This is a genomic window from Streptomyces sp. NBC_00016 (assembly GCF_045040885.1).
GTDB classification, from domain to species: domain Bacteria; phylum Actinomycetota; class Actinomycetes; order Streptomycetales; family Streptomycetaceae; genus Streptomyces; species Streptomyces coriariae.
In genome coordinates this window covers 1,387,257-1,412,566 of the sequence record NZ_CP108304.1, presented here as the reverse complement: position 1 = coordinate 1,412,566, position 25,310 = coordinate 1,387,257, and the positions used below count along the sequence as shown (strand labels likewise).

Below are 25,310 nucleotides of genomic sequence, written 5' to 3'. Positions count from 1 at the left end.
GAGGCTAGGAGAACCGGGTTCCGACGGCGTCCGGCAGAGAGTCGGCATCTCCGTCAACTTCCGGCGTCGAGCGGCCTCTCCGCGTAGACCCGGCGCCGACGACAGGGTCAACCTCCGGTGGACTCGTCCGTCACGGCGTCGCCCGTCGTCACGCCGGATAGGGGGTGGTTTCGCGTGCCGTGCGCAACGCGCCTGCCCACCAGGCCAGTTGATCGAACAGGGTCTTGGCGTACCCGGCGATCTGGGGGTCGAGCGGACGGCCGTCCTGCCACGCGGTGTAGTAGTTGGGGAAGGCCAGGCCGTCGCGGATGGTCACCGCGTGCAGCTCGGTCAGTACGTTCTCCAGGTGCAGCACCGCGTGCCGGCCGCCTGCCGCGCCGCCGTAGCTGACGAAGGCGACGGGCTTGGCCGTCCACTGGGTGAAGTGCCAGTCGATGGCAGCCTTCAACGAGGCGGGGTAGCTGTGGTTGTACTCCGGCGTGACCACGATGAACGCGTCGGCGCTCTCCAGCGCCGACGTCAGCCTCGTCATCCCGGCCGGCCGGGGGTAGTCGTCGCCGGCGTACTTCGGTGAAGCCGCGGGCAGGGTGAGCGGGATGTCGATCTCGGCCAGATCGACGACGTCCACGTCGAAACCGGCGTGCAGGCGCGCCTGTTCGGCGATCCACGAGGTCACGACCGGGCCGAACCGTCCCTCCCGGACGCTCCCGACGATGATCACCAGCTTGTGCTTGTCGTTGTCCATGCCGACCACGATCGGGCCGCACCGCGGCCGCAGCCAGACCGTGCTCAGGCTGGCCCCCACAGGGCCACGCTGAGCCCTGCGCGGGCAGCGGGCAGCGGCCTATCCTCGTCGCATGGGCACGCCGTTGGGGGATTTCGTCCGGGCCAAGCGCGACAGCATCCAGCCGCAGTCGTTGGGGCTTCCCGATCGTGGCCGCCGCAGGTCACCGGGCCTGCGGCGCCTGGATCTCGCCGCCCGAGCCGGCATCAGCGTCGAGTACCTGACCCGCATCGAGCAGGGCCGTGACCGCCGCCCCTCGCCGGCGGTGATCCACGCGCTCGCCGACGCGCTCAGCCTCGACGCCTCGGAGCGCGACCACCTGCGTTACCTGGCGAAGATCACCGGCGGGGAATGCTCCGCGCACACCCAGCCCGCACCACCGCGCCGGAACGTGCGACCGGCGGTGCTCGAAACGCTCCGCCTCCTCGAACCGGGCATCGCCGTGGTCACCAACCGGCTGGGCGACATCCTCGCCCACACCGGCGCATACGAGTCCGTGACCGGTGCGGCCGGACTGCTCGACGCCGACGCTCCGAATCTCACCCGCTATGTCTTCACCGACGCCCGCGCCCGCACGTTCTTCGCCGACTGGGACGACATCGCCGACGAGCAGGCGTTCGACCTGTGGCTCGGACCGTCCGCCGAGAACGCGGAGTGGCTCACCGCGCAACTCGCGACCGTCGCCGGACCCGACTTCACCCGCCGCCGGAACCGCCACGTGGTTCCACGCCGAGGCGTCCTCCGGCTCAACCACCCCTCCGGCCGCGAACTCAGGCTGCGCCGCGAGACGCTCGAACTCTCCTCGGACGCCCAGCAACTCGTCGTCTTCCTTCCCGCCGACGACGCGACGGTGCGGGCCGTCGAACAACTCCGCCAACGGCCCCACGGCCGACTCCGGGCCATCTCGTGACGGACTCCGACCACGCCGACGACCCGGGCCCGCCCGCCGCGGGACGCGCTCAGTCGCCGCGCCCTGCACCGCGATCGGGTGCGCTCATGTCCCCCGTCCCGGGTGTGCCTTCGGCGAGCCCGTAGCGCAGGTACACGGTGCCCTTCGGGCCCGCTGCCGGCGGTTCGAGGAGGGTGACGTTCGTGGGCACCGCGCCACCGTCGAACACCTTCTTCCCGACGCCGAGCACGATCGGGTGCACCCAGAGGTCGAGACGGTCGAAGAGCCGCTCGCGCAGGAGGGTCTGCACGAGGTTCAGGCTCCCGACGACCTTCACGTGCTCGTGCCGGTCCCGGATCTCGCGCACCGCGCCGGCCAGATCCGGCCCGAGCTGCGTCGACCCGGCCCACGCGAGGTCGGGCCCGCCCCGGGAGGCCACGTACTTCGGGACACTGTTGAAGAGCGTGGCGATCTCGTTGTCCTCGCCGCCCTCCTGGTGCGGCCAGTAGGCGGCGAAGATGTCGTACGTCCGCCGGCCGAGCAGCAGGGCGTCCGTCCCCTCGTACGCGGCCATGACCTGCGCCCCGGCGACCTCGTCCAGCAGGGGCGCCTGCCAGCCGCCGAACGGGAACCCCGCCGGGTCCTCCTCCGGACCACCGGGCGCCTGCCCGACGAGGTCGAGGGTCGCGAACAGCTCGATGTGGATGAGGCCCATGTCGTGTCTCCCGGTGGGATCGACTCGGTGGGGAGGTGGACCGGTGGGCGCCGGCGGACTCGTCGCCGCGACGACACCCGGATGCGTACGCGTCTCGGCACTCCCGACTCACGATAGATCACCGGCCGCTTCCCCACCGGGTGACTGCCGTTCGCCCAGCGTCACCGCAGGTCACCGGCGCATCCACGGCTGCGGCCGACCGGCAGGCGGCCCCGGACCGGCAGGCGCAGGCCGACGGCCCTGGACCGGCCTCGGACGCTCCGGCCCGGCGGTCCGGTCCTCCCGGGTCAGCGCACCCTTCCCCGCGGTTTCAGCGGCGTCGGCGGCAGTTCCGGGGCGCGCAGTGGTGCGCCGTCGTAGCCCTTCACCTCGCCGAAGCGGGTGCCCGTCGTCCAGTCCTCGCGGGCCTGGGTGATCTCCTCCTGGGAGCGGCCGACGAAGTTCCACCACATGATGAGCTCCTCCTCGAACGGCTCGCCGCCGAGGAGCATCAGGCCCGCGTCGGACTCGGCCCGCAGGGACAGTTCGGTGCGGCCGCAGCCGAGGTAGAGCATCGAGCCCGGCAGTACGGGCACCCCGTCCACGTGTGCCTCGCCGGACATCGACAGCACGCCGTACTCGAAGTCGGGGTCCAGCGGCAGCCGGACGTCGGCGCCCCGGGCGAGTGCCAGGTCGGCGCCGACGAGGGGGGTGTACGTGGTGCCGGGGGAGGCGGCGCCGTCGAGGGCGCCGAGGAGCACGGTGGCGCTGAGGCCGGGCGCGGTGACCGTGGGCAGGTCGGCGTGGTGCTCGAAGCGGGGGTCGGTGTGCCGGTGGGCGTCCGGCAGCGCGACCCACAGCTGGGCGCCGTGCAGGTAGCGGGCGTGCGACCGCGGGCTCTCCTCGGAGTGGCTGATCGCCCGCCCCGAGGTCATCAGCCCGAGTTCCCTGGGCCGGATGGTCTGGAGGCTGCCGGTCGAGTCGCGGTGCAGCACCTCGCCCTCGTGCAGCCAGCTGACGGTCTGCAGCCCCATGTGCGGATGCGGCGGGACCTGCATACCGGGCTCGTCGGCGATGTCGTCGGGGCCGTAGTGGTCGACGAACGCCCAGGCGCCGATCATGCGCCGTCCGAGGTTCGGCAGCAGCCGGCGCACCTCGGTCGACCCGCCGAGCTTCACCTGCCGGGGGCTCAGCAGTTCACGGACGGGTTCGGCTACGACGAATCCACGGCCGCCGCAAACACTCGGAACGGGCGCGCGGTCAAGGTTGCTCATGCGGCCAACCTAGCGGTCGGGTGCGACGGTGCGCAGAACGGGCGGCGCGAGCCGGGGCGTGGCCCCCGGCGGCGGCTTCAGTCGGCCAGGGTCGCGGCGAGTTCCGTGGTGGCCCGCACGAGGTCGGTGTCCCGCTCGGCGAGCAGTTGACGCAGGACGTCGCGCTGGGCGTGGACGGCGTGCCGGGCCGCGCGTTCCCAGGCCACGTAGTTGTCGGGATGGTGCAGCAGCTTGGGGTAGGCGGCGGCGGTGGTCTCCCACTGGCGGGTGTCGGCGATGCTCTTCAGCAGGCCCAGGATCTCCGCGCGGCAGGTGACCTGGGGGAGCCGGACCAGTTCCCAGAGGAAGGGCACCGTGGCCGCCGTCGCCTCGTCGACCACGAAGCCGAACTGGCAGATCCGGCGGCGTAGTTGGCCGAGTGCCGTGCCGGCGCTGTCGGCGTCGCCGCGGGCGAGCGTGGTGAGCAGGAAGGGGATGCCCGCCGCGGAGCCGGTGGAGTCCTTGATCTCGGGCCACGGCACGTGTCCCAGGTCCTTGAGCGGTGCGGGTCTCTTCGTCGCAGTCATGTCAGGTGTCAAGTATCGGGTAGGGGTCGGGACGGGAGTGGGTCGGCAGCATCGCCCAGACGGTCTTGCCCACGGGAGGACGCCGGGTCCAGCCCCAGTGTTCGGAGAGGGCCTCGATGATGTGCAGTCCGCGGCCGTGTTCCAGGAGGTCGTCCGCGGTGCGCGAGTGGACGGGCAGGCTGTCGCTCGGATCGGTGACCGCGCACACCAGATGCGCGCGGCGCAGGGTGAGCCGGAGCCGTACGTGGAACTCGTCCGTCGAGGTGTGCGGGAGCGCGTGCAGGACGGCGTTGGCGGCCAGTTCCGTGACGACGGTGACCGCGTCGTCGGTGCAGCGCTCCAGGGACCAGCAGTCGAGGGTGCGCTGGGTGAACTCCCGTGCCTGGGCGAATCCCTCCCGGCTGCCCGCGAGGTACAGGGCGGCGGTTCTCGGGGATTCGCGGACGGAGACGGACTCGTGGCTCCGGAACTGCGCAGGTGATGACACGGGGCATCTCCCTGAGGCGGCGTCAGGACGTCGGGTTGGAAGTGCGGTTGACGGCATGGCTATTATCCACGCTGACGAGGTCCTCGTGCAATTTCACGAGAAATTGCGCGTACGAAGCGAGGAGAGTGCAGTGTCGTCAGTGTCGAACGGAGTGCGGGCGAGTTCGCTGGGCGTCCGCTGGATCAAGAGCAGTCACAGCAACGCCGAGGGCAACTGCGTGGAGGTCGCGGCCCTGGTCGGGGGAGGCGTCGCGGTGCGCAACTCCCGTGATCCCGACGGCCCGGCGCTGGTGTACACACCGGCCGAGGTGGCCGCGTTCGTGGCCGGGGCGAAGGACGGGGAGTTCGACCACCTCGTCTGACGCCTGGGCCGGCACGTGGTTCCGGCCCCCGGCCGGGCAGCCGGCCCGGCAGCTGACCCGAGGGGGGGTGTGTGGAGGCTCAATTCCCCTGCCGCGTGCGGTCGGAGGCCTTCGGGTGCGATACTGCGGTCTGTCGTCTGCCGGTCCACGGGGAGTCAGGATGTCTGTCGAGTCGCCTCGAGTGTCCCGCCTCGAACCGTATCTGAACCGGGCCGAGCCCGCCCCGACCTTGCTGAAAATGCTGGTCGGTGTCCAGTTGGCGGGTATCCGGGAGGACGCGGGACTCTCCCAGGACCAGGCCGCGAAGGCCGTCGGGTTCAGTCCGGCGAAGCTGTCGCGCATCGAGGCGGGCAAGGGCCGCAGGCCGCCCGTCGAGGCGGACGTCCGTGCGCTGCTGTCGCTGTACGAGACCGACGACCACGAGGCCTCCGTACTGATCCGGTTGCTGCGGCAGGCGGGCGAGCCCGGCTGGTGGCAGCGCTACGACAAGCGGCTCATGCCCGAGTGGTTCGACCGGCTGGTCGGCCTCCAGGAGGCGGCCACCGCGATCCGTACCTTCGAGATCCAGTACGTGCCGGGCCTGTTGCAGACCCCCGCGTACGCACGTGCCGTCGTCGAGCGTGGGCTGCCTTCGGCGACCTCCCGGGAGGTCGAGCGCCGGGTGGAGCTGCGGACGCGGCGCACCGAACTGCTGCGGAGACCGGACGCCCCGCGGGTGTGGGCGGTCCTCGACGAGTCGGTGCTGCTGCGGGTGCTGGGCGGCCAGGACGTGATGCGCGAGCAGCTCACCCACCTCGTGGAGCTGGCCGGGCTGCCCCATGTCACGGTCCAGGTGGTCCCGTTGGACGTCACGCACGCCTCCGCGCCGGCCATACCGGTCACCTATCTGCGGTTCGGCGGCGTCGATCTGCCCGACGTCGTCTATCTGGAGCAGATCAGGAGCGCGACCTTCCTGGAGGACCGGGACGAGACGGAGGAGTACCGGGTCGCGCTGGACCGGCTCGCGGACGAGGCCCTCGATCCGCGTGCCTCGATGGCGCTGCTGAAGGAGACGGCGGAGCGGCGTTATGCCGCCGCTCCGTGAGGTGAGGCGGCTCAGCCCAGGCGGCCCACTCCGCCGAACTCGATCCACTCCTGGGTGAGTTGGCGGGGCGCTACCTCGGTGTCGGGCCGCCAGGTGGAGACCTCCACCAGTCCCGGGTCGAGGATCTCCGTGCCCTCGAAGAACGAGGCGACGTCCTTCTCCTGACGCACCCGGCCCCAGTGGCCCTGCGTGGCCTTGTCCATGAAGTCGGTGACGAACGCCCTGACCTCGGGGTCCTCGCTGACCAGCTGGCACATCACCAGGAAGCTGCCGGGCGCGAGGCGTTCGGTCACCCGGCGGACCACCGCCTGCGGGCCCTCGGTGTCACTGTCGGGGATGCAGTGGAAGACCGAGTTGAACAGCACGGCCACCGGCTGCGAGAAGTCGATCAGCCGCAGGGTGTCCTCGTGCGTGAAGATCGCCTCGGTCTCCCGCAGGTCGGCGTGGATGACGGTGGTGCGCTCGTCCTGCTCCAGCAGGGCCCGGCCGTGCACGAGCACCATGGGGTCGTTGTCGACGTAGACGACGTGCGCGGTCGGGTCGACGCGCTGGGCGACCTGGTGCACGTTGTCCTGGGTGGGCAGGCCGGAGCCGTGGTCCAGGAACTGCCGGATCCCGAACTCCTGCGTCAGGGTCTTCACGACCCGTTGGAGGAAGCGCCGGTTGTTCAGCGCGAGGGCGCGGGTGCTCGGGACGACCTTGTCGAGCTCCTCGCAGGCCGCCCGGTCGGCCGCGTAGTTGTCCTTGCCGCCCAGGTAGTGGTCGTACATGCGTGCGGCTGTGGGGACGGCCGCATCGATCGACGTGGACAGCTGCTTGCCAGGCTGCATCTCTTCCCCCAGAACGCCGCCGCACCACGGACTGGCGCGGTCGACAACACATCCTAGGGAACCGGTAATTGGCGAACCACCCCCTTGATCGACGGTTCCCCTGAAGGTGTCGACGCGAGGGCCTGTTCTGGACTGCTGGTCCAGAGGCTGGACGTGTGGTCTAATTTCACTCATGGAATCCCGGGAGACCGAGCAGGACGTGATCCTGCGTGCGCTCACCCCCGTCGTCGACGGGATCGCGGCCACGTTCGGTCCGGTGTGCGAGGTGGTGCTGCACGACTACCGGCGGCCGGAGCGGTCCGTCGTCGCCGTCGCCGGATCGGTGACCGGGCGGACGGTCGGCGGGGCGATGAGCGAGATCGGCATGCGGGTCCTCGCCCGCGGCGACGACGCCGTCGACGAGCTGAACTACGTCACCCGCACCGGCGCCGGACGGCTGGTGAAGTCGTCCACGATGGTGCTGCGCGACTCCACGGGCGCGGTGTTCGGCGCGCTGTGCGTCAACGTGGACGTCACCGAGGTGGACCGGGTGCAGGGACTGCTGGCGGCGCTCGCGGGAGCGGCGGGCGGCCGGGCCGAGGCGCCCGTGACCACGTTCGGCGACGACATCGACTCCGTCGTCGACGCCCTCCTCGACGACCGTCTGCGGCGCCAGGGGCAGACCTGGGCAGGTCTCGACCGGTCGCGGCGCCTGACGCTGTTCCGCGGCCTGGACGAACGCGGCGTGTTCGCCGTGCGCCGCGCGATCGAGCAGGTCGCCGCCCGCCTCGGCATCTCCCGTGCCTCCGCCTACAGCTATCTCTCCCAGGCCAGAGCCACGGACGGGACCGGAGCCGACGGCACCGGAGCAGACGGCACCCCAGGCACCGGCACGGCAGGCACCGGCACCGCAGGCACCGACGACGACAACCCCGAGGGAGCACACCCGTGACGACCACACCCCCGACGATCACCCTGGACGACGTGCGCGACGCGGCCGCCCGGCTGAAGGGCGTCGCGCACCGTACGCCCGTACTCCGCTCCCGCACCCTGGACGCGCTGGTCGGCGCCGAGGTCCTGCTGAAGTGCGAGAACTTCCAGCGCGTCGGCGCGTTCAAGTTCCGCGGCGCCTACAACGCGGCCTCCCGGCTGGCCCCCGAGCAGCTCGCCCGGGGCATCGCCGCGTACTCCTCGGGCAACCACGCCCAGGCCGTCGCCCTGGCCGCGCGGGAGCTCGGCACCACCGCGGTGATCGTCATGCCCGAGGACGCGCCCGGCTCCAAGCGGGCCGCGACGGAGGGCTACGGGGCCGAGATCGTGACCTACGACCGCTACACCGAAGACCGGGTGGCCATCGCCGAGGCGCTGGCCGCCGACCGGGGACTCGCGCTCATCCCGCCCTACGAGCACCCGCACGTCATGGCGGGCCAGGGGACCGCCGCGCTGGAACTCCTGGAGGAGGCGGGTGAACTGGACGCCCTGCTGGTGCCGGTCGGGGGCGGCGGGCTGATCGCCGGCAGCGCGACCGCGGTCAAGGGGCTGCGGCCGGGCACCCGGATCGTCGGTGTGGAACCGGAGGCCGGGGACGACACCAAACGGTCGCTCGAGGCGGGCCGACGGGTCGAGATCCCGGTGCCGCGCACCATCGCCGACGGCCAGGCCCTGCACACACCGGGGGAGCTGACCTTCTCGGTGAACCGGCGGCTCGTGGACGACATCGCCCTGGTCGGCGACGACGAGATCCGCGCGGCCATGCGGTTCGCCTTCGAACGCCTGAAGATCGTCGTGGAGCCGAGCGGCGCCACCCCGCTCGCCGCCCTCCTCGCCGGGCGGGCCGGCGCCCTGCCCCGGCGCGTCGGCGTGATCGTCTCCGGCGGCAACATCGACACCGGCCGCTTCGCCGAGCTGTGCGGCGGCCTCTGAGGGGCCGGTACCACCGATTGGCGCCCCCCGCGCGACGGGCGGAGGATGGAGGGTGGGGCTCGGCCCCGACCGGCGACGCCCAGGGCCGCCGGGGAGACCGGCCCCGGCCGTGGTGAGGCGCGGCCGGAAGGAGAAGCGTCATGATGGAAGTGAAGGCGCTCGAAAAGCCGGACGAGCGGCGCGATTTCCCCCGGGGTCACCTCGAGGCGGTCCATATGACAGGGCTCGACTTCGCCGTGGCGACCTTCGAACCGGGATGGCGCTGGTCCGAGTCGCTCGCGTCGCTGGCGGGCACCGACACCTGCCAGATCCACCACAATGGATACGTGGTCCAGGGTCGTATGCACATCACCATGGACGAGGGCGGCGAGGGCGAACTGGGCCCGGGCGACGTCTTCGTGGTGTCGCCGGGCCATGACGCGTGGGTCGTGGGCGACGAACAGTGCGTGGTGTACGACTTCGCCGGGGCGATGGCCAAGGACTACGCGAAGGCGCAGTAGGACGGCGCCGGATACGGCTAGACCGGGAGCAACCGGCTCACCAGGGCGCCGAGTTGGTGGGCGTTGCGGCATTCGTGCATCGCGATCGACCCGGCGTACTCGGGGGCGGCCGAGTCGCCCGTGCCCCACAGGGAGCGGGGCTCCGGGTTCAGCCAGTGGGCGTGACGGGCCTGTTCGGCGATCTGCCGGACCGCCGGCAGGTTCGGGTCGCTCATGTTCGTCCGCGCGTCGCCGAGCACGAACACCGTGGTGCGCGGGCCGACCGCCGCGCCGTACCGCTCGGTGAACTCGCCGAGGGCCACGCCGTAGTCGCTGCTGCCGTGATATCCCGTCAGGTTCGCCTCCGCCCGGATGCGGGCGCCGAGGCCCTCCGGGTCGGCCGCGCCGTGTTCGAGGAGGCCGGTCACCTCGTCGATCCGGTTGACGAAGGCGAACACCCGCACCTTGCTGAACTGGTCGTGCAGCGCCTGCACCAGCAGCATCGTGAAGTCGGAGAAGCCGGACACCGACCCCGACACATCGCACAGCAGCACCAGTTCGGGGCGGGCCGGACGCCGACGGCGCAGCACGGGCCGCATCGGCACCCCGCCCGTCGAGAGCGAGCCGCGCAGGGTCCGCCGCAGGTCGATGGTGCCCCGGGCGGCCCGGCGGCGCCGCGCGGCCATCCGGGTCGCCAGCCTGCGGGCCAACGGCTGTACCGTCCGCCGCAGTTCGGCCAGCCGGTCCTTGCCCGCGTACAGGAAGTCGACCCGGTCGGCGGTCGGCGCCACCGCCCGCCGGGCGATCTCGTCCCGCCCCCGCCGCTCCGCCACCCGGCGCCGCGCCTCCCCGGCCACCAGTGCGCGGAAGGCCTCGATGCGGCGCCGGATCTCGTCCTCGAGGAGCCGGTCGGTGAACCCGACGTCACCGCCCCGGGCCCGGACGTCGTCCCGCACCCGCGCCAACAGCGTCTGCGGACGCAGGCGTTCCAGCGTCTGGTACGACGACCAGCCGTCCGCGCCCGGTGAACTCCCGTATCCGCCCAGCCCGTCGACGGCCTCGATCGCCAACCGGGCCAGCATCGTCTCGTCGTCGGCGGCGAGTGCGGCGGCCAGCCGGTCACGCAGATCGTCACGGTCGCCGGGCTCGCCCCGGGGCGCGCCGACGCCGCGCGGGAAGTACAGGTCGAACACGGTGTCGAACACCCGCCGCTGGTCCGTCGAGTGCAGCAGCGTCGCGGCCAGCCCCTCGCGCAGCAGTCCGCGGTCCGCGAACCCCAGTGCCGCCGCGGCCTCGGCGGCGTCCACCGACTCGCCGGTGCCGACGCGCAGGCCGTGCGCGCGCAGCGCGGCGACGAAGCCGACCAGGCGGTCGGCGACCTCGGCGCTCACACGGCGTCCAGGTCGAGCTTCGCACCGGCCTTGAGGATGTCGTCCTGGTGCTTGAGGATCACGCCCAGGCTGTCGCGTACGACGTTCTCGTCGAGGGTGGTGGCGCCGAGCGCGAGCAGGGTGCGCGCCCAGTCGATGGTCTCGGCGACGGAGGGCGCCTTGCGCAGGTCCATCGCGCGCAGCGCGCCGATCACCCGGACCACCGACTCGGCCAGCGCCGCTTCGATGCCCGGCACCTTCAGCCGGACGATCCGCCGCTCCAGCTCCTCCTCGGGGAAGTCGATGTGGAGGAACAGACAGCGCCGGCGCAGCGCTTCCGACAGTTCTCGGCTCGCGTTGGAGGTGAGGACCACGAAGGGGCGGCGCGTGGCGGTGATCGTGCCGAGTTCCGGGACGGTGACCTGGAAGTCGCTGAGCACTTCGAGGAGCAGTCCCTCCACCTCGACGTCGGCCTTGTCGGTCTCGTCGATCAGCAGGACGGTCGGTTCGTCGCCGCGGATGGCGGTCAGCAGCGGCCGGGGGAGGAGGAACTCCTCGCTGAAGATGTCCGTGCGGGTCTCGTCCCAGGTCTCGTCCCGGCCCGCGCTGATGCGCAGCAGCTGCTTGGCGTGGTTCCACTCGTACAGCGCCCGGGACTCGTCGACGCCCTCGTAGCACTGGAGCCGGACCAGCCGGGCCCCCGCCACCTGGGCCACGGCCTTGGCGAGTTCCGTCTTGCCGACGCCGGCCGGGCCCTCCACGAGCAGTGGCTTGCCGAGCCGGTCGGCGAGGAAGACGGTCGTGGCGACGGCGGGGGAGGCCAGGTAACCGCTCTCGGCGAGCCGGGCGGAGACATCGTCGACGGACGTGAACAACGGGGCCTCCGGGCGGATCGGTCGCGGTCTCGGCGAGTGTTCGATCACCTATCTAAGCGCTTGTTCACCCCCGTTGTCACCCATTGCCATCAGCGGCCGGAGGGGTTGTCGGTGGCGGGCGGTACGTTGCGATCATGGGTGTGTATCTGGTGAGCGTCACCGCGCAGGACTGGTCGGAGCCCGGCGAGGACGGCTACGCGGACGTCGCGGCCGCGCTGAACACGGAGTTGGGGCGGCGCGGGCTGCCCCCGTACGAGCCGCGAAAGGCGGTGCGGGACGCGCCGGGCTGGTTCGAGGAGAAGATCAGCCCCTCCATGGCCGGCTTCGACGAGCTGTGCCGGGCGCGGCTGACCCCCGAGGAGCGGCACACCCTCCTCGACTGGACGGTGCTGGTCCCGTTCGCGCTGGACGACGGCGTCCTGCTGCCCGTCGGCTCCGCGTACACGGACGAGACCCTGATCGTCGGTGCGCCGCACGTCCACGCGCTCGCCGAGCGGCTCGCCGTGGCCCTCGGCCTGCCGCTGGACCTGGTACCGGCGACCTTCGGCAACCTCGAACTGACCTTCTGGTTCCTGGAAGGCGAGGCGGAGAAGGCCGCCGCCACCCGGCCGGGCCCCTGGGCCGACGACCTGGCCACGGCGTTCTACACGGCGCTCTACCTGCGCGCCGCCCAGTACTCGCTACGGCACGGCTGCCCGATGACCTACTGCTGAGCTCACCGGAACGCGGCCGCGTTGCGCCGGGCCCAGTCCTCGAAGGTGTGCGGCGCGCGGCCCAGGACGCGTTCCACGTCGGGGCTGACGAGCCGCTCGGCGGGCGTCGGTTCGCCGAGGATGGACAGGGTGGTCTCGACGACCGGCTCCGGCATGAACGCCAGCATCTGCTCGCGCGCCTCCTCCCGTGTCTGCTCGACGAACCGGACCGGCTCCCCGATCGCCCTGCCGATGGCCTCCGCCCGCTCGCGGGGTGTCGTGGGGGCGGGCCCGGTCAACTCGTGGACCCGGCCGTGGTGTCCCTCCTGCCGCAGGGCCACCGCGGCGACCTCCGCGATGTCGGCCGGGTCGACGGTGGGCAGCGCGACGTCGCCGAAGGGGGCCGCGACGGTGCGGTGGGTACGGACCGGCTCCGCCCAGGCGTAGGCGTTGGAATGGAAGCCGCCCGGCCGCAGGACCGTCCACTCCAGGCCGGACTCCCGGACGGCGTCCTCGATCGCGCCCGCCAGGGCGCCGTGCGACTGCGACTCCGGCCGGGTCGCCACCCCTTGGGACGACAGCAGGACCACCCGGCCGACCCCGGCGGACTTGGCCACGTCGAGGAGGTCCCGCGGGTTGATCAGATGGGCGCTGGTGCCACCGTTCTGGAGGAACAGCGCCTCGGCCCCGTCGAGCACCGGCCGCAGGCTCTCCGCGTCGGTGAGGTCCGACCGCGACGTCCTCACGTTGTCCGGGACTTCACTCTCCGAGATGTGCCGGGACGTGGCGGTCACCCGCTCGCCCGCAGTCGCCAGAGAACGGACCAGTTCACGGCCGACGTTCCCGGTCGCCCCCGTCACCACGATCATGGGTAACTCCTTGTTCCGAATGGGTTGTTGACCTTGCGGAACGACGCTAACACCGCCGGTATAGTAGGTACCCAGAGGAAAGTGACTTCCCCGAGGGGTACGCATGACCGGTGACCCGACCGATCCAGAACTCGCCTGCCCCATCGCCCCCGTGGTGGACATCGTCTTCAGCCGCTGGACCACACCGATCCTGTGGACGCTGCACGCGCGGGGCCGTCAGCGGTTCGGCGAGCTGGAACGCGCGATCACGAACATCACGCCCAAGGTGCTGACCCAGCGGCTGCGCCAGCTGGAGCGCGACGGCCTGGTGGTGCGCACCTACCACCCGGAGGTGCCGCCGCGCGTCGAGTACGAGATCAGCGAACTCGGCCTCAGCCTGGCCCCGCTCTTCGCCCACCTCGCGGACTGGGCCACCGGCAACCTGCCCAAGGTGGCGCAGGCCCGGGAGGGGTACGACCGCGGAGCATGAGCCGGCCCGGGGATCCTCGCGATCTCCGGGCCGGGCACTCGGGGGCGTTCAGCCGACCAGGATCACCTCCAGGGTGCGCGGGCCGTGCACCCCTTCCACCCGGTCCAGCTCGATGTCACTGGTCGCCGACGGACCGGAGATCCACGTCAACGGGCGGGCCGGATCGAGCCGTTCGAGGGCCTGCGGCACGGACGACACCACCTGCCCGGGGACGCGCACCACGCAGATGTGGTGGTCCGGGACCAGGGTGATCCGGCGCCGCCCCTGGTCGGGACCGCCGTCCAGCACGATCGTCCCGGTCTCGGCGACCGCCACCGCGCACGCCGTGACCACGCTGTCCACCCGGTCGAGTTCGTGCGCGCCGCTCTCCACCCGGTCCGCCACCCGGGCGGTGTCCGCCTCCGCCAGCCACGCCTCGTCGAGGCCCGGCGGCACGAGCACGGTCACCGCCTTCCGCTCCGCGAGCAACCGGGCCAGCACGGACGGGAGTTCGTCCGCGCCGCACCGGTGCACGACGGCCCGGTAGTCCGCCAGGTTCTCCGCCAGCAGCTCGACCGTCTCCTCGGTGGACCGGGCGCCGTGCTCGCGCAGATAGTCGCGCGCGACGGCTTCCCCGTACGAAGGGTCGTCCTGCGGCACATCCGCCAGCGCGCGCCGCACCCGGCCCAGAATCCGCTCCCTGCTGCTCACTTCGCCGTCCCCTCGGTGGTCCCGCCGTTCGTACGCTGCCACCAGTCGCGGAACGGCTCCGCGGGCACCGGCGGCAGATCCCGCGTAGCGCTCCACGCCTTGCCGGGGCCGGGCAGCGTACGAGGATGCAGCCGGCGTGTCCGGGACGCCAGCCGCTGCCCGGCGCGCAGGGCGCCGGGCCGGCCGAACGCCCAGCGCGCCGCCCGCATCGCGGCCCGCTCGGCGGCATGGCCCTTGGCCGGCTTCAGCACCACCTTGTTGCCCTCGCGCGTCACCGGGCCGCCCTGGACGACCCGTTCCCGCAGGTGCACCAGCACCTCCGGGATGTCGATGGCCACCGGGCACACCTCGTAGCAGGCCCCGCACAGCGACGAGGCGTACGGCAGCGAGGCGTCGATCTCGCTCCCGGTGCCCCGGAGCTGGGGACTGAGGATCGCGCCGATCGGGCCGGGGTACACCGAGCCGTAGGCATGGCCGCCGGCCCGCTCGTACACCGGGCACACGTTCAGACAGGCGGAGCAGCGGATGCAGCGCAGGGCCTGGCGGCCGACCTCGTCGGCGAGCGTGTCGGTGCGGCCGTTGTCCAGCAGCACCAGATGGAAGGTGCGGGGGCCGTCGCCGTCCGTCGTGCCCGTCCAGGTCGACGTGTACGGGTTCATGCGCTCGGCCGTCGAGGAACGGGGGAGCGTCTGCAGGAAGACCTCCAGGTCCCGCCAGGTCGGCACGATCTTCTCGATGCCGACGACGGAGATCAGCGTCTCGGGGAGGGTCAGGCACATCCGCCCGTTGCCCTCGGACTCGACGACCACCAGGGTGCCGGTCTCGGCGACCATGAAGTTGGCGCCGGAGACGCCGACCTTGGCGCGCAGGAACTTCTCGCGCAGGTGCAGCCGGGCCGCGTCGGCGAGTTCGGCGGGGGTGTCGGTCAGGCCCTCGGGTGCGGGGCGGCCCCACTCGCTCATCTCACGGGTGAAGATGTCCCGGATCTCACCCCGGTTGCGGTGGATCGCGGGGACCAGGATGTGCGACGGCCGGTCCTTGCCCAACTGCACGATCAGCTCGGCGAGGTCGGTCTCGTAGGCGCGGATGCCCTCCGCCTCCAGCGCCTCGTTGAGCCCGATCTCCTGCGTGGCCATGGACTTGACCTTGACGACCTCCGACTCGCCGGTCTCCTTGACCAGGTCGGCCACGATCCGGTTGGCCTCGTCCGCGTCGGCGGCCCAGTGGACGATGCCGCCCGCCGCCGTCACCGACTCCTCCAACTGCACCAGATACCGGTCGAGATGACGCAGCGTGTGGTCCTTGATCCGCTTGCCCGCCTCCCGCAGCTCCGCCCAGTCGGACACCTCGGCCACGGCGTTCGCCCGTTTGGCCCGGATGGTGTGGGTGGCATGCCGCAGATTCGCGCGCAGGGTCTGGTTGCCGACCGCCTCGTGCGCGGCCTTCGGGAAGGCCGGCATTCCTACGAACGTTCCGCTCATACGGCCGGTTCCTCCTCCGTGCTCGCCAGGATCTCCGCGATGTGCACGGGCCGCATGCCGGTCTCCAGCCGGGTCATGGTCCCGCCGATGTGCATCAGGCAGGAGTTGTCCGCCGCGCACAGCACCTCGGCGCCCGTCGACTCGGCGTTGCGCACCTTGTCGGCGCCCATCGCCGCCGAGACGTCGGCGTTCTTGAGCGCGAAGGTACCGCCGAAGCCGCAGCACTCGTCGGCCCCCGGCAGCTCCACCAGCTCCAGTCCCCCGACCGCCTGGAGCAGCCGCCGGGGCCGCTCCCCGAGGCCCAGTCCCCGCAGCCCGTGACAGGTCGGGTGATAGGTCACCCTGTGCGGGTAGTACGCGCCGACGTCCGTCACCCCGAGCACGTCCACCAGGAACTCGGTGAGCTCGTACGTCTTCGGGACCACCGGCGCCAGAGCGGCGGCCAGGGTGTCCCCGCGCCCCTCGGCCCGGGCCCGCTCGCCCATCCGCGGATACAGTTCCCGCACCATCGCCCCGCACGACCCGGAGGGCGTCACGATCGCCTCGTACTCCCCGAAGACATCGGAGAAATGCCGGGCGAGCGGCTCGGCCTCATGGCGGTAGCCGGTGTTGTAGTGGGCCTGGCCGCAGCAGGTCTGGGCCATCGGGAAGTCGACCTCGACGCCCAGCCTGGTCAGGAGTTTTACCACGGCACGGCCGGTCTCGGGATAGAGCGTGTCGTTGACACAGGTCAGGAACAGTGCGACACGCATCGCGGCTCCTTGCGGGTAGGTCATCGGATGAGTGCTGGGGGCACCACCCACACGCGTGCAGCGTAGTGGGGGAAGCCCGGTGCCGGGGCCCGGGGGAGGCCCCGGCTCACCGCGTGGCGAGCCGGGCCTCCGCCTCGCGCCACCGCTCGGCGTCGCCCTGCGGCTCGTAGCGCGTCAGGGGCTGCGTACGGGCGAGCAGTCGGCGCATGTCGGCGCGGTCGCCGACCAGTCCGTGCGCCCGTGCCTGGACGAGCACGTTGCCGAGGGCCGCGGCCTCCGTCGGACCGGCCACCACCGGCAGCCCGCAGGCGTCGGCGGTGAGCTGGCAGAGCAGCGCGTTACGGGTGCCGCCCCCGACGATGTGCACGACGTCCACGGGATGGTCGGCGAGCCGCTGCGCCTCGTCGACGGCCCGCCGGTGGGCCAGGGCGAGCGAGTCGAGGATGCACCGTGTGATCTCCGCGGGCGTGCCGGGCACCGGCTGCCCGGACGCGCGGCACGCCTCGGCGATCCGCTCCGGCATCCGCCCGGGCGCCAGGAAGGCGGCGTCCCCGGCGTCCACGACCGAGCGCAGCGCGGGCACGGCGGCCGCTTCCCGCAGCAGTCCGCCCAGGTCCGGGTCGCCCCAGGCCCGCAGGCACTCCTGGAGGAGCCACAGTCCCATGATGTTGCGCAGGTAGCGGACCGTGCCGTCCAGCCCGAGCTCGTTGGTGAAGTTGGCGGCCCGGCTCTCCTCGGTGAGCACGGGCTGCGTCAGCTCCAGGCCGGCCAGCGACCAGGTGCCGGTGCAGATGTAGGCGAACCGTTCCCCGGTCGCCGGCACCGCCGCCACGGCGGAGGCGGTGTCGTGCGAGCCGACCGTCGTCACCGGCACCGGCCCGGTCAGCCCCGTCTCCTCCAGCACCTCCGCCCGCAGCAGCCCCGCCGGGTCGCCGGGCCGCCGCAGCGGCGCGAACAGCTCCAGGTCGATGCCGAGCCGGTCGGCGACGTCGTACGACCAGTCACCCGTCGCGGGATCGATCAGCTGGGTGGTGGAGGCGTTGGTGAGCTCGGTGCCCTGCTCACCCGTCAGCCAGTACGCCAGCAGGTCGGGGATGAGCAACAGGCGCCGGGCGTGTGCCAGTTGCCGGGTCCCGCTCGCCGCCGCCAGCTGGTAGAGGGTGTTGAAGGGCGCGTACTGGAGTCCGGTGGCCGCGTAGAGCTCGGCCGGCGGCACGGTCGCCCACACCTTCTCGGCGACCCCCTCGGTACGGGCGTCCCGGTAGTGCACCGGGTTGCCGAGCAGGGTCCCGTCGGCGTCGAGCAGGCCGTAGTCCACGGCCCAGCTGTCGATGCCGACCGAGTCCACCTGGCCGGCCGCCCGCAGGCCCTGAAGAACTCCCGCGTAGAGGGACAGCACATCCCAGCGCAGTCCCTCGGGGACCCGGACCGGCCGGTTGGGGAAGCGGTGCGCCTCCGCCAGCTCCAGCGAGTCCGGGCCCACCCGGCCGACCATGACGCGCCCGCTGGACGCGCCGAGGTCGACCGCCGCGTACGACCGCACGGCCGTCACCGGAGGAACGCGGCCGCCACACCCGCGTCGACGGGGACGTGCAGTCCGGTGGTGTGGGTGAGTTCGCCGCCGGTGAGCGCGAACACCGCGTTCGCGACGTGGTCCGGCAGCACCTCACGCTTGAGGATGGTCCGCTGGGCGTAGAACTCGCCGAGCTTCTCCTCGTCGATGCCGTAGGTCGCGGCCCGCTGCGCGCCCCAGCCGCCCGCGAAGATGCCCGACCCGCGCACCACGCCGTCCGGGTTGACGCCGTTGACGCGGATGCCGTGCTCGCCCAGCTCGGCGGCCAGCAGGCGCACCTGGTGGGCCTGGTCGGCCTTGGTGGCGGAGTAGGCGATGTTGTTCGGGCCGGCGAAGACGGCGTTCTTCGACGCGATGTAGACGATGTCGCCGCCCAGCTCCTGCGCGATCATCACCCGCGCCGCCTCGCGCGAGACGAGGAACGACCCGCGGGCCATGATGTCGTGCTGCAGGTCCCAGTCGCGTGCCGACGTCTCCAGCAGCGGCTTGGAGATGGAGATCCCGGCGTTGTTGACGACGAGGTCGACGCCGCCGAAGGCCAGCACGGCGTCCCGGAAGGCACCGGCGATCTGCTCCTCGGAGGTCACGTCCACGGTGACGGCGACCGCCTTGTCGGGCCCGCCGAGCTCTTCGGCGACGGCGCCCGCGTTCTCGGCGTTCAGATCGGCGACGACGACACACGCGCCCTCGGCGGCCAGCCGCTGGGCGATGGCCTTGCCGATCCCGCTGCCGGCTCCCGTGACCAGGGCCACCCGGGTGGCCAGCGGCTTCGGCGCGGGCATCCGCTGGAGCTTGGCCTCCTCCAGGGCCCAGTACTCGATGCGGAACTTCTCCGACTCCTCGATCGGCGCGTACGAGGACACCGCCTCCGCGCCACGCATCACGTTGATCGCGTTGACGTAGAACTCGCCGGCCACGCGCGCGGTCTGCTTGTCCTTGCCGAAGGAGAACATGCCCACGCCCGGGACCAGCACGATCGCCGGGTCGGCGCCGCGCATGGCGGGCGAGTCGGCGTCGGCGTGCCGCCGGTAGTAGGCGGCGTACTCCTCGCGGTACTCGGCGTGCAGCTCCTTGAGCCGCGCGATCGCGTCCTCCACCGTGACGGTGGGCGGCAGGTCCAGGACCAGCGGCCGCACCTTGGTCCGCAGGAAGTGGTCGGGGCAGGAGGTGCCGAGAGCGGCGAGTCGCGGGTGCTCGGCCCGGGCCACGAAGTCGAGGACGGCGTCGGAGTCGGTGAAGTGCCCGACCTGGGGCCGGTCCTGGGAGGCGATGGCCCGCACGTAGGGCGCGAGCGCGGCGGCCCGCTCGCGTCGCTCGTCCTCGGGCAGCGCAGCGAAGCCGTCGAGGACCGGCCCGAACGGATCGGCCTTCCCCCTCTCCGCGAGGAAGGCCTCGGCGGTCCGGATGATGTGCAGCGAGTTGCGCTCGCACTCCTCGGAGGTGTCGCCCCAGGCGGTGATCCCGTGCCCGCCGAGGACCACACCGATCGCCTGCGGGTTCGCCGCCTTGATGGCGGCGATGTCCAGCCCCAGCTGGAAGCCGGGCCGCCGCCAGGGCACCCACGCGACGGTGTCGCCGAAGCACTCGGCCGTCAGCTTCTCCCCGTCGGCGGCACAGGCCAGCGCGATCCCGGAGTCGGGGTGCAGGTGATCGACGTGTGCGGCGTCGACGAGTCCGTGCATGGCGGTGTCGATCGAGGGCGCCGCCCCGCCCTTGCCGTGCAGGCAGTAGTCGAACGCGGCGACCATCTCGTCCTCGCGCTCGACGCCCGGGTAGACGTCGACGAGCCCCCGCAGCCGGTCCAGCCGCAGCACGGCGAGCCCGGCCCCGGTCAGGGTGCCCAGGTCCCCACCGGACCCCTTCACCCACATCAGCTCGACGTCCCCGCCGGTCACGGGGTCGGTGTCGGTGCCCTTGGCGGAGGTGTTGCCGCCGGCGTAGTTGGTGTTACGGGGATCGGCGCCGAGCCGATGGGACCGACCGAGGAGGGCGGCGGCTTCGGGGTGGGTGGTCATGCGGATTCCTTACTTCTCGAACGCGGGCGACGGAGCGTGTCCCAAAGGGGCGCGGGGCTGTATCGATGTGCGGCTCCCGCCGCGCGGGCGCGACCAGCCACAACGGGCCCGCAGTCCGCGACGGACGGGTGACGGCGGACGCTTACGCCCCCCACCCCGCCTGCTCCCCACCGACCCGCGAGGCGACGATCTTCTCGGCGTACCCGGACGCCCGGTACGCGGCCATGGGGTCGGGGTCCAGCCCCGTCTCCTCCCGCACCTCCCGCAGCAGCGGACGCACGTCCGTGTTGTACGCGTCCATCACCACCGCGTTCGCCTCCAGCACATCGCCGGACGCCTGCGCGGCGGCCAGCGCCGACCGGTCGACCAGCAGCGCCTTCGCCGTGGCCTCCTGCACGTTCATCACGGACCGGATGATCGCCGGGATCTTCGCCTCGATGTTGTGGCACTGGTCGAGCATGAACGCCACATCGGACGTGAACCCGCCGCCGCGCACGACCTCGTACATGATCCGGAACAGCTGGAACGGGTCGGCGGCACCCACCATGAGGTCGTCGTCCGCGTAGAACCGCGAGTTGAAGTCGAACCCGCCGAGCTTCCCCTCGCGCAGCAGCGTGGCGACGATGAACTCGATGTTGGTGCCGGGCGCGTGGTGCCCGGTGTCCACCACGACCTGCGCCTTCGGCCCGAGCTTCAGGCAGTGCGCGTACGCCGTGCCCCAGTCCGGCACGTCCGTGGAGTAGAAGGCGGGCTCGAAGAACTTGTACTCCAGCAGCATCCGCTGCCCGTCCCCGAGCCGCTCGTACACCGCGGAGAGGCCCTCGGCGAGCCGGTCCTGCCGCTCCCGCAGGTCGTCCTGGCCGGGATAGTTCGTGCCGTCGGCGAACCACAGCTTCAGATCGGCGGAGCCGGTCGCGTCCATGATGTCGACGCATTCGAGCAGATGATCGAGAGCCTTGCGCCGCACCGCCGCGTCCGGGTGGCAGATGCTGCCCAGCTTGTAGGCGTCGTCCTGGAAGGTGTTGGAGTTGATCGCCCCCAGTTTCACCCCGCGATCCTCGGCATGTTTCGCAAGTGCGGAGTAGTCCTCCACCTTGTCCCACGGGATGTGCAGGGCCACGGTCGGGGCGGCGCCGGTGAAGCGATGCACCTGTGCCGCGTCGTCCAGCTTCTCCTGCGGGGTGCGCGGGACGCCCTCCTGGGCGAACACCTTGAAACGGGTGCCTGAGTTCCCGTACGCCCACGACGGCGTCTCGACGGCCTGGGTCTTCAGCGCGGCCTTCACCGCGGCGAGGTCGGTCACTTCGGGCTCCTGTGACATCGGTCCGGAACAACTCCCGGATGAAACGATTCAGAACGGGAAGCTATGAGGCTGCGGGGAGAGTGTCAAGCCCTCCGGCCTGCTTCGTTCTCCGTGACCGCCGCGTGACCTTCGGCTATCGAAAACTTTTCGAGACGTACCCATTGACGTGACATGGCCCGGATGCCTAACGTCCCGGCAATCCAGTTGAAACCTTTCACGACGCCGTGAGGGCACGTCCCGGGCGTCGTCGAGGAGCCATCCATGACCTACCCGTCCGACGCGGGACCGGCCCCGGTGCTGGCGTTGAAGGACGTGACCAAGTCCTTCGGTGCCGTTCGCGCCCTGCGGGGCGTCTCCCTGGAGCTGTTCCCCGGCGAGGTGCACGCCCTCGCCGGCGAGAACGGCGCGGGCAAGTCCACGCTCATCAAGGCCCTCGCGGGAGTGCACCGACCCGACGCGGGTCGGGTGCTGCTCGACGGTGAGCCCGTCACCTTCCACGGTCCCGGCGACGCCCGCGACGCCGGCATCGCCGTGATCTACCAGGAGCCCACGCTCTTCCCCGACCTGTCGATCGCCGAGAACATCTTCATGGGCCGCCAGCCCCGGCGGGCCCTCGGCCGCATCGACCACAAGGCCACCCACGCGGCCACCGCCGCCCTGATGCGGCGCCTCGGCGTCGAGCTCGACCCCGACCGTCCGGCGCGCGGCCTGTCCATCGCGGACCAGCAGATCGTCGAGATCGCCAAGGCGCTCTCCTTCGACGCCCGGGTCCTGATCATGGACGAGCCGACCGCCGCTCTCACCGGCAGCGAGGTCGCCCGGCTGTTCGGCGTCGTGCGCACCCTGCGTGAGCAGGGCGCGGCGGTGCTGTTCATCTCGCACCGGCTGGAGGAGATCTTCGAGATCTGCCAGCGGGTGACCACCCTGCGCGACGGAGCCTGGATCGCCAGCGAGCCGCTGGCGGACATGACCGAGGACGACCTGGTCCGCCGGATGGTCGGCCGCGACCTCGACGAGCTCTACCCCAAGCAGGACGTGACGCCGGGCGAGGTCGCCCTCAGCGTCCGCCGGCTGACCCGCGAGGGTGTCTTCACCGACGTCTCCTTCGAGGTCCGGCGCGGCGAGATCGTCGGCCTCGCCGGACTCGTCGGCGCCGGCCGTACGGAGGTCGCCCGGGCGGTCTTCGGCATCGACCGCTGGGACGCCGGGGAGGTCGCCGTGGACGGCCGCACGCTGACCAACGGCGCCCCCTCCACCGCGATGGCGGCCGGCCTCGCGCTGGTCCCCGAGGACCGGCGGGCCCAGGGCCTCGTGATGGACATGTCCATCGAGCGCAACATCGGTCTGACCGGCCTGCGCACGACCGTGAGGGCCGGCCTGATGGACCGCGGCGCCGAGCGCAGCCGCTCCCTCGACTGGGCGGTCAAGCTCCAGGTGAAGTACGCCCGGATCGCCGACACCGTCAACACACTGTCCGGCGGGAACCAGCAGAAGGTCGTCCTCGCCAAGTGGCTGGCCACCGGCCCCAAGGTGCTCATCGTCGACGAGCCGACCCGTGGCATCGACGTCGGCACCAAGGCCGAAGTGCACCGGCTGCTCAGCGAGTTGGCCGCCGACGGGGTCGCCGTCCTGATGATCTCCTCCGACCTGCCCGAGATCCTCGGCATGGCCGACCGCGTGCTGGTGATGCACGAGGGCCGGCTCGCCGCCGAGATCCCCCGCACCGAAGCCACCGAGGAAACCGTGATGGCCGCAGCCACCGGGAGGGCAGCCGTATGACGGTGACCACCTCCCACGAGGCCCCCGTCGCCGAGGCGCCGAAGTCCAGCGGCACCCGGCTGGTCGACCGCGTCTTCAAGATGCGCGAACTCGCCATCCTGGTCGTCTTCCTGGTGATGATCGCGGTCACCCAGGCCGGCAACAGCGAGTTCCTGTCCGAGCAGGGCATCAAGGACCTGCTGCTGAACGCGACCATCCTGGTGCTCGTCGCCACCGGCCAGTCCCTGGTCGTCATCACCCGCAACGTCGATCTGTCGGTCGGCTCCACCCTGGGCATCAGCGCCTTCGCCGCCGGTACGTATCTGCAGGGCGGCGGCAACCCGGTGATCGCGATCGTGCTGGCGATCCTGCTGGGCATCGGCTTCGGGCTTCTCAACGGCCTGCTGGTCAGCCTCGGTCAGGTGCCCGCCCTCGTCGTCACCCTCGGCACGCTGTACATCATCCGCGGTATCGACTCCATCTGGGTCGGCTCCCGCCAGATCACCGCCGCCGACCTGCCCGACTCCTTCGTGGACTTCGGCTCCGGCGGTCTGTCCGCGGTGCCGTGGCTGGCGCTCATCGCGCTCGCCGTCCTCATCGCCACCGCGTACTACCTCAAGCACTTCGGCAGCGGCCGCGAGCTGTACGCGCTCGGCTCCAACCCGGAGGCCGCCCGGCTCGCCGGCATCCCGGTCCGCAAGCGGATCCTCGCCGCGTACACCTTCTGCGGCGGCCTCGCCGGCCTCGCGGGAGCCATGTACCTGGCCCGGTTCGGCAACGTCGACTCCGGGACCGGCAACGGCTACGAACTCACCGTCGTCAGCGCGGTCGTGGTCGGCGGTGTCGTGTTCACCGGCGGCTCGGGCAGCGTCTACGGCGCGGCCCTCGGCGCGCTGCTGCTCACCTCCATCAACAGCGTCCTGCCCGCGCTCGGCGTCAGCTCGGTCTGGGTGCTCGCCATCAACGGCGTGCTGCTCCTGCTGGCCATCGCGGTCGACCGGGTCGTCGCCCTGCGGGTGGCGTCCGCGCTGAAGAAGAAGTCGGCCGCGGCCAGGACCACCACCGCCGCCGAGAAGACCACCGTCAAGAAGGGAGACGCCGGCCATGCCTGAGTCGCTCACCCGCGCCGTCCGCTGGGACACGGTCGTCGGCGCCCTCCTGATCGTCCTGCTGCTGTTCTCGTTCTCCTTCGTGGACGGCTTCGGCAACGCCCTCAACCTGTCGTTCCTGATCGGCAACACCCTGCCCATCGCGCTCATCGCGCTGCCGATGACCCTGCTCGTCGTCTCCGGCGAGATCGACCTGTCCGTCGCCTCCACCGCCGGGCTGTCCGGCGCGGTGATGGGCGCCCTGTGGAACCAGGGCCTCACGATCGAGGCGATCATCCCGATCTGCCTGCTGCTCGGTGTGGTGTGCGGACTGGTCAACGGCCTGCTCGTGACCCGCCTCGGGCTCCCGTCGCTTGCCGTCACCATCGGCACCATGGCCGCCTACCGGGGCATCGCGCAGATCGTGCTCGGCTCCGACGCGGTCACCGACTTCCCCACCCAGTACCTGGACTTCGCGGCCGGCCGGCTCGGGGACACCTTCCTCCCGCAGGCCCTCCTGCCCTTCGTCGTCCTGCTCGCGATCGCCGTGGTCGTCCTGCACGCCACTCCGTTCGGCCGCTCGCTGTTCGCGATCGGCGCCAGCGAGGAGGCCGCCCGGTTCGCCGGCATCCGGGTCAGGCGGCACAAGCTGATCCTGTTCACGGTGACCGGCCTGCTGGCCTCCCTCACCGGCATCTTCTGGGCCCTGCACTACGCCAGCGCCCGCTACGACAACGCCACCGGCCTCGAACTCTCCGTCATCGCGGCCGTCCTGCTCGGCGGTATCGACTTCGACGGCGGCAAGGGCACGCTCGGCGGCGCGATCGCGGGAGTCTTCCTGCTCGGCGCCGCGCAGAACGTGATGAGCCTCCAGGACGTCTCCGCACAGTCGCAGATCGTCGTCACCGGCGTCCTGCTCGTCGTCTCCGTGCTCGGCCCCCGGGTCGCACGGCAGATCTCCGTCGCACGGGCGGGCCGCAGAGCCACGGCCCCGACTCCGACGGCTTAACCCCGCTTCGCTCACC

General features: G+C 71.7%; 26 protein-coding genes. 11 read left to right on the top strand and 15 right to left on the bottom strand.

The genetic code is table 11. The features are described from left to right. Positions 1 to 148: 148 nt before the first annotated feature. Positions 149 to 745: an NAD(P)H-dependent oxidoreductase gene (locus OG933_RS06340; RefSeq protein ID WP_362520079.1), complete on the bottom strand. Its 597-nt coding sequence runs from the start codon at positions 743 to 745 to the stop codon at positions 149 to 151. Positions 746 to 857: 112 nt separating this feature from the next. On the opposite strand from OG933_RS06340, the gene OG933_RS06335 reads away from it, so the two are divergent. After that, positions 858 to 1,694 (top strand): helix-turn-helix transcriptional regulator, encoded by an 837-nt coding sequence (locus tag OG933_RS06335; protein WP_362519428.1) that lies wholly within the window; start codon positions 858 to 860, stop codon positions 1,692 to 1,694. 49 nt (positions 1,695 to 1,743) lie between these two features. Here OG933_RS06335 and OG933_RS06330 read toward each other — a convergent pair whose 3' ends face one another. From OG933_RS06330 to OG933_RS06315, 4 genes are all read right to left on the bottom strand, one after another. After that, on the bottom strand, positions 1,744 to 2,388 hold the full coding sequence (locus OG933_RS06330) for a dihydrofolate reductase family protein (protein WP_405625807.1): 645 nt from the start codon (positions 2,386 to 2,388) through the stop codon (positions 1,744 to 1,746). Between the two features lie 287 nt (positions 2,389 to 2,675). Beyond that, on the bottom strand, positions 2,676 to 3,641 hold the full coding sequence (locus OG933_RS06325) for a pirin family protein (RefSeq protein ID WP_405625804.1): 966 nt from the start codon (positions 3,639 to 3,641) through the stop codon (positions 2,676 to 2,678). Positions 3,642 to 3,718: 77 nt separating this feature from the next. After that, on the bottom strand, positions 3,719 to 4,207 hold the full coding sequence (locus OG933_RS06320; protein ID WP_362266462.1) for a hypothetical protein: 489 nt from the start codon (positions 4,205 to 4,207) through the stop codon (positions 3,719 to 3,721). Between the two features lies 1 nt (position 4,208). Beyond that, positions 4,209 to 4,694, bottom strand: a complete 486-nt coding sequence (locus OG933_RS06315) for an ATP-binding protein (RefSeq protein WP_362519440.1) — start codon at positions 4,692 to 4,694, stop codon at positions 4,209 to 4,211. Positions 4,695 to 4,824: 130 nt separating this feature from the next. Between OG933_RS06315 and OG933_RS06310 the strand changes: the two genes are divergently transcribed. Both OG933_RS06310 and OG933_RS06305 read left to right on the top strand, forming a co-directional pair. After that, positions 4,825 to 5,055 (top strand): DUF397 domain-containing protein, encoded by a 231-nt coding sequence (locus OG933_RS06310; RefSeq protein ID WP_107095593.1) that lies wholly within the window; start codon positions 4,825 to 4,827, stop codon positions 5,053 to 5,055. 160 nt (positions 5,056 to 5,215) lie between these two features. After that, positions 5,216 to 6,139: a helix-turn-helix transcriptional regulator gene (locus OG933_RS06305; RefSeq protein WP_362519443.1), complete on the top strand. Its 924-nt coding sequence runs from the start codon at positions 5,216 to 5,218 to the stop codon at positions 6,137 to 6,139. Positions 6,140 to 6,150: 11 nt separating this feature from the next. On the opposite strand, the gene OG933_RS06300 is transcribed toward OG933_RS06305, so the two are convergent. After that, positions 6,151 to 6,969 (bottom strand): SAM-dependent methyltransferase, encoded by an 819-nt coding sequence (locus OG933_RS06300; RefSeq protein WP_362519446.1) that lies wholly within the window; start codon positions 6,967 to 6,969, stop codon positions 6,151 to 6,153. A 172-nt stretch (positions 6,970 to 7,141) separates the two neighbouring features. On the opposite strand from OG933_RS06300, the gene OG933_RS06295 reads away from it, so the two are divergent. From OG933_RS06295 to OG933_RS06285, 3 genes are all read left to right on the top strand, one after another. Further along, positions 7,142 to 7,900, top strand: a complete 759-nt coding sequence (locus OG933_RS06295; RefSeq protein WP_405625801.1) for a transcriptional regulator — start codon at positions 7,142 to 7,144, stop codon at positions 7,898 to 7,900. Beyond that, the gene (locus OG933_RS06290) at positions 7,897 to 8,871 is read left to right on the top strand and encodes a threo-3-hydroxy-L-aspartate ammonia-lyase (protein ID WP_405625798.1); all 975 of its coding nucleotides are present in this window, start codon (positions 7,897 to 7,899) and stop codon (positions 8,869 to 8,871) included. The genes OG933_RS06295 and OG933_RS06290 overlap by 4 nt, the downstream gene beginning before the upstream one ends. Positions 8,872 to 9,011: 140 nt before the next feature. After that, positions 9,012 to 9,371 (top strand): cupin domain-containing protein, encoded by a 360-nt coding sequence (locus OG933_RS06285; RefSeq protein WP_054241124.1) that lies wholly within the window; start codon positions 9,012 to 9,014, stop codon positions 9,369 to 9,371. Between the two features lie 17 nt (positions 9,372 to 9,388). On the opposite strand, the gene OG933_RS06280 is transcribed toward OG933_RS06285, so the two are convergent. Next, positions 9,389 to 10,741 carry a vWA domain-containing protein gene (locus tag OG933_RS06280; RefSeq protein WP_405625795.1) on the bottom strand — a complete coding sequence of 451 codons (1,353 nt, stop codon included), beginning with the start codon at positions 10,739 to 10,741 and terminating at the stop codon, positions 9,389 to 9,391. Next, entirely contained in the window at positions 10,738 to 11,595 is an 858-nt protein-coding gene (locus tag OG933_RS06275) for a MoxR family ATPase (protein WP_362266476.1), read from the bottom strand. The genes OG933_RS06280 and OG933_RS06275 overlap by 4 nt, the downstream gene beginning before the upstream one ends. A 134-nt stretch (positions 11,596 to 11,729) precedes the next feature. Between OG933_RS06275 and OG933_RS06270 the strand changes: the two genes are divergently transcribed. After that, positions 11,730 to 12,308 carry a hypothetical protein gene (locus tag OG933_RS06270; RefSeq protein ID WP_405625793.1) on the top strand — a complete coding sequence of 193 codons (579 nt, stop codon included), beginning with the start codon at positions 11,730 to 11,732 and terminating at the stop codon, positions 12,306 to 12,308. Between the two features lie 2 nt (positions 12,309 to 12,310). Here the strand turns inward: OG933_RS06270 and OG933_RS06265 are convergent, their stop codons facing one another. Then, entirely contained in the window at positions 12,311 to 13,156 is an 846-nt protein-coding gene (locus OG933_RS06265) for an NAD(P)H-binding protein (protein WP_405625791.1), read from the bottom strand. A 103-nt stretch (positions 13,157 to 13,259) separates the two neighbouring features. Here OG933_RS06265 and OG933_RS06260 point away from each other — a divergent pair, with 103 nt between their 5' ends. Continuing rightward, positions 13,260 to 13,625: a helix-turn-helix domain-containing protein gene (locus OG933_RS06260; RefSeq protein WP_327186546.1), complete on the top strand. Its 366-nt coding sequence runs from the start codon at positions 13,260 to 13,262 to the stop codon at positions 13,623 to 13,625. A 48-nt stretch (positions 13,626 to 13,673) separates the two neighbouring features. Here OG933_RS06260 and OG933_RS06255 read toward each other — a convergent pair whose 3' ends face one another. From OG933_RS06255 to rhaI, 6 genes are all read right to left on the bottom strand, one after another. Continuing rightward, entirely contained in the window at positions 13,674 to 14,315 is a 642-nt protein-coding gene (locus OG933_RS06255; protein ID WP_405625789.1) for a lactate utilization protein C, read from the bottom strand. Then, positions 14,312 to 15,796, bottom strand: a complete 1,485-nt coding sequence (locus tag OG933_RS06250) for a LutB/LldF family L-lactate oxidation iron-sulfur protein (RefSeq protein WP_405625786.1) — start codon at positions 15,794 to 15,796, stop codon at positions 14,312 to 14,314. The genes OG933_RS06255 and OG933_RS06250 overlap by 4 nt, the downstream gene beginning before the upstream one ends. Then, complete coding sequence (locus OG933_RS06245; RefSeq protein WP_362519471.1) at positions 15,793 to 16,548, bottom strand: (Fe-S)-binding protein; 756 nt, start codon at positions 16,546 to 16,548, stop codon at positions 15,793 to 15,795. The genes OG933_RS06250 and OG933_RS06245 overlap by 4 nt, the downstream gene beginning before the upstream one ends. Before the next feature lie 106 nt (positions 16,549 to 16,654). Next, on the bottom strand, positions 16,655 to 18,091 hold the full coding sequence (locus OG933_RS06240) for a rhamnulokinase family protein (RefSeq protein ID WP_405633258.1): 1,437 nt from the start codon (positions 18,089 to 18,091) through the stop codon (positions 16,655 to 16,657). Positions 18,092 to 18,096: 5 nt separating this feature from the next. Beyond that, entirely contained in the window at positions 18,097 to 20,136 is a 2,040-nt protein-coding gene (locus OG933_RS06235) for a bifunctional aldolase/short-chain dehydrogenase (protein WP_405625785.1), read from the bottom strand. A 142-nt stretch (positions 20,137 to 20,278) separates the two neighbouring features. Beyond that, a complete protein-coding gene (gene rhaI / locus OG933_RS06230) occupies positions 20,279 to 21,439 on the bottom strand; it encodes an L-rhamnose isomerase (protein WP_142267396.1) in 1,161 nt (386 codons plus the stop codon). Positions 21,440 to 21,700: 261 nt separating this feature from the next. Between rhaI and OG933_RS06225 the strand changes: the two genes are divergently transcribed. The 3 genes from OG933_RS06225 to OG933_RS06215 are packed head-to-tail and all read left to right on the top strand — an operon-like array spanning position 21,701 to position 25,294. After that, positions 21,701 to 23,218 carry a sugar ABC transporter ATP-binding protein gene (locus tag OG933_RS06225; protein ID WP_405625784.1) on the top strand — a complete coding sequence of 506 codons (1,518 nt, stop codon included), beginning with the start codon at positions 21,701 to 21,703 and terminating at the stop codon, positions 23,216 to 23,218. Then, positions 23,215 to 24,309: an ABC transporter permease gene (locus OG933_RS06220; RefSeq protein WP_405625783.1), complete on the top strand. Its 1,095-nt coding sequence runs from the start codon at positions 23,215 to 23,217 to the stop codon at positions 24,307 to 24,309. The genes OG933_RS06225 and OG933_RS06220 overlap by 4 nt, the downstream gene beginning before the upstream one ends. Beyond that, a complete protein-coding gene (locus OG933_RS06215; RefSeq protein WP_020127637.1) occupies positions 24,302 to 25,294 on the top strand; it encodes an ABC transporter permease in 993 nt (330 codons plus the stop codon). Before OG933_RS06220 ends, OG933_RS06215 begins: the two co-directional genes overlap by 8 nt. The last annotated feature ends 16 nt before the right edge of the window (positions 25,295 to 25,310 follow it).

What these genes read in the sequence shown, in the direction of transcription:
- OG933_RS06215 (WP_020127637.1), top strand. Translation starts at nt 24,302, where the DNA reads ATGCCTGAGTCGCTCACCCGCGCCGTCCGCTGGGACACGGTCGTCGGC.
- OG933_RS06220 (WP_405625783.1), top strand. Translation starts at nt 23,215, where the DNA reads ATGACGGTGACCACCTCCCACGAGGCCCCCGTCGCCGAGGCGCCGAAG.
- OG933_RS06325 (WP_405625804.1), bottom strand. Translation starts at nt 3,641, where the DNA reads ATGAGCAACCTTGACCGCGCGCCCGTTCCGAGTGTTTGCGGCGGCCGT.
- OG933_RS06235 (WP_405625785.1), bottom strand. Translation starts at nt 20,136, where the DNA reads ATGACCACCCACCCCGAAGCCGCCGCCCTCCTCGGTCGGTCCCATCGG.
- OG933_RS06225 (WP_405625784.1), top strand. Translation starts at nt 21,701, where the DNA reads ATGACCTACCCGTCCGACGCGGGACCGGCCCCGGTGCTGGCGTTGAAG.
- OG933_RS06245 (WP_362519471.1), bottom strand. Translation starts at nt 16,548, where the DNA reads ATGCGTGTCGCACTGTTCCTGACCTGTGTCAACGACACGCTCTATCCC.
- OG933_RS06335 (WP_362519428.1), top strand. Translation starts at nt 858, where the DNA reads ATGGGCACGCCGTTGGGGGATTTCGTCCGGGCCAAGCGCGACAGCATC.
- OG933_RS06285 (WP_054241124.1), top strand. Translation starts at nt 9,012, where the DNA reads ATGATGGAAGTGAAGGCGCTCGAAAAGCCGGACGAGCGGCGCGATTTC.
- OG933_RS06295 (WP_405625801.1), top strand. Translation starts at nt 7,142, where the DNA reads ATGGAATCCCGGGAGACCGAGCAGGACGTGATCCTGCGTGCGCTCACC.
- OG933_RS06330 (WP_405625807.1), bottom strand. Translation starts at nt 2,388, where the DNA reads ATGGGCCTCATCCACATCGAGCTGTTCGCGACCCTCGACCTCGTCGGG.
- OG933_RS06320 (WP_362266462.1), bottom strand. Translation starts at nt 4,207, where the DNA reads ATGACTGCGACGAAGAGACCCGCACCGCTCAAGGACCTGGGACACGTG.
- OG933_RS06265 (WP_405625791.1), bottom strand. Translation starts at nt 13,156, where the DNA reads ATGATCGTGGTGACGGGGGCGACCGGGAACGTCGGCCGTGAACTGGTC.
- OG933_RS06260 (WP_327186546.1), top strand. Translation starts at nt 13,260, where the DNA reads ATGACCGGTGACCCGACCGATCCAGAACTCGCCTGCCCCATCGCCCCC.
- OG933_RS06305 (WP_362519443.1), top strand. Translation starts at nt 5,216, where the DNA reads ATGTCTGTCGAGTCGCCTCGAGTGTCCCGCCTCGAACCGTATCTGAAC.
- OG933_RS06270 (WP_405625793.1), top strand. Translation starts at nt 11,730, where the DNA reads ATGGGTGTGTATCTGGTGAGCGTCACCGCGCAGGACTGGTCGGAGCCC.
- OG933_RS06340 (WP_362520079.1), bottom strand. Translation starts at nt 745, where the DNA reads ATGGACAACGACAAGCACAAGCTGGTGATCATCGTCGGGAGCGTCCGG.
- OG933_RS06250 (WP_405625786.1), bottom strand. Translation starts at nt 15,796, where the DNA reads ATGAGCGGAACGTTCGTAGGAATGCCGGCCTTCCCGAAGGCCGCGCAC.
- OG933_RS06300 (WP_362519446.1), bottom strand. Translation starts at nt 6,969, where the DNA reads ATGCAGCCTGGCAAGCAGCTGTCCACGTCGATCGATGCGGCCGTCCCC.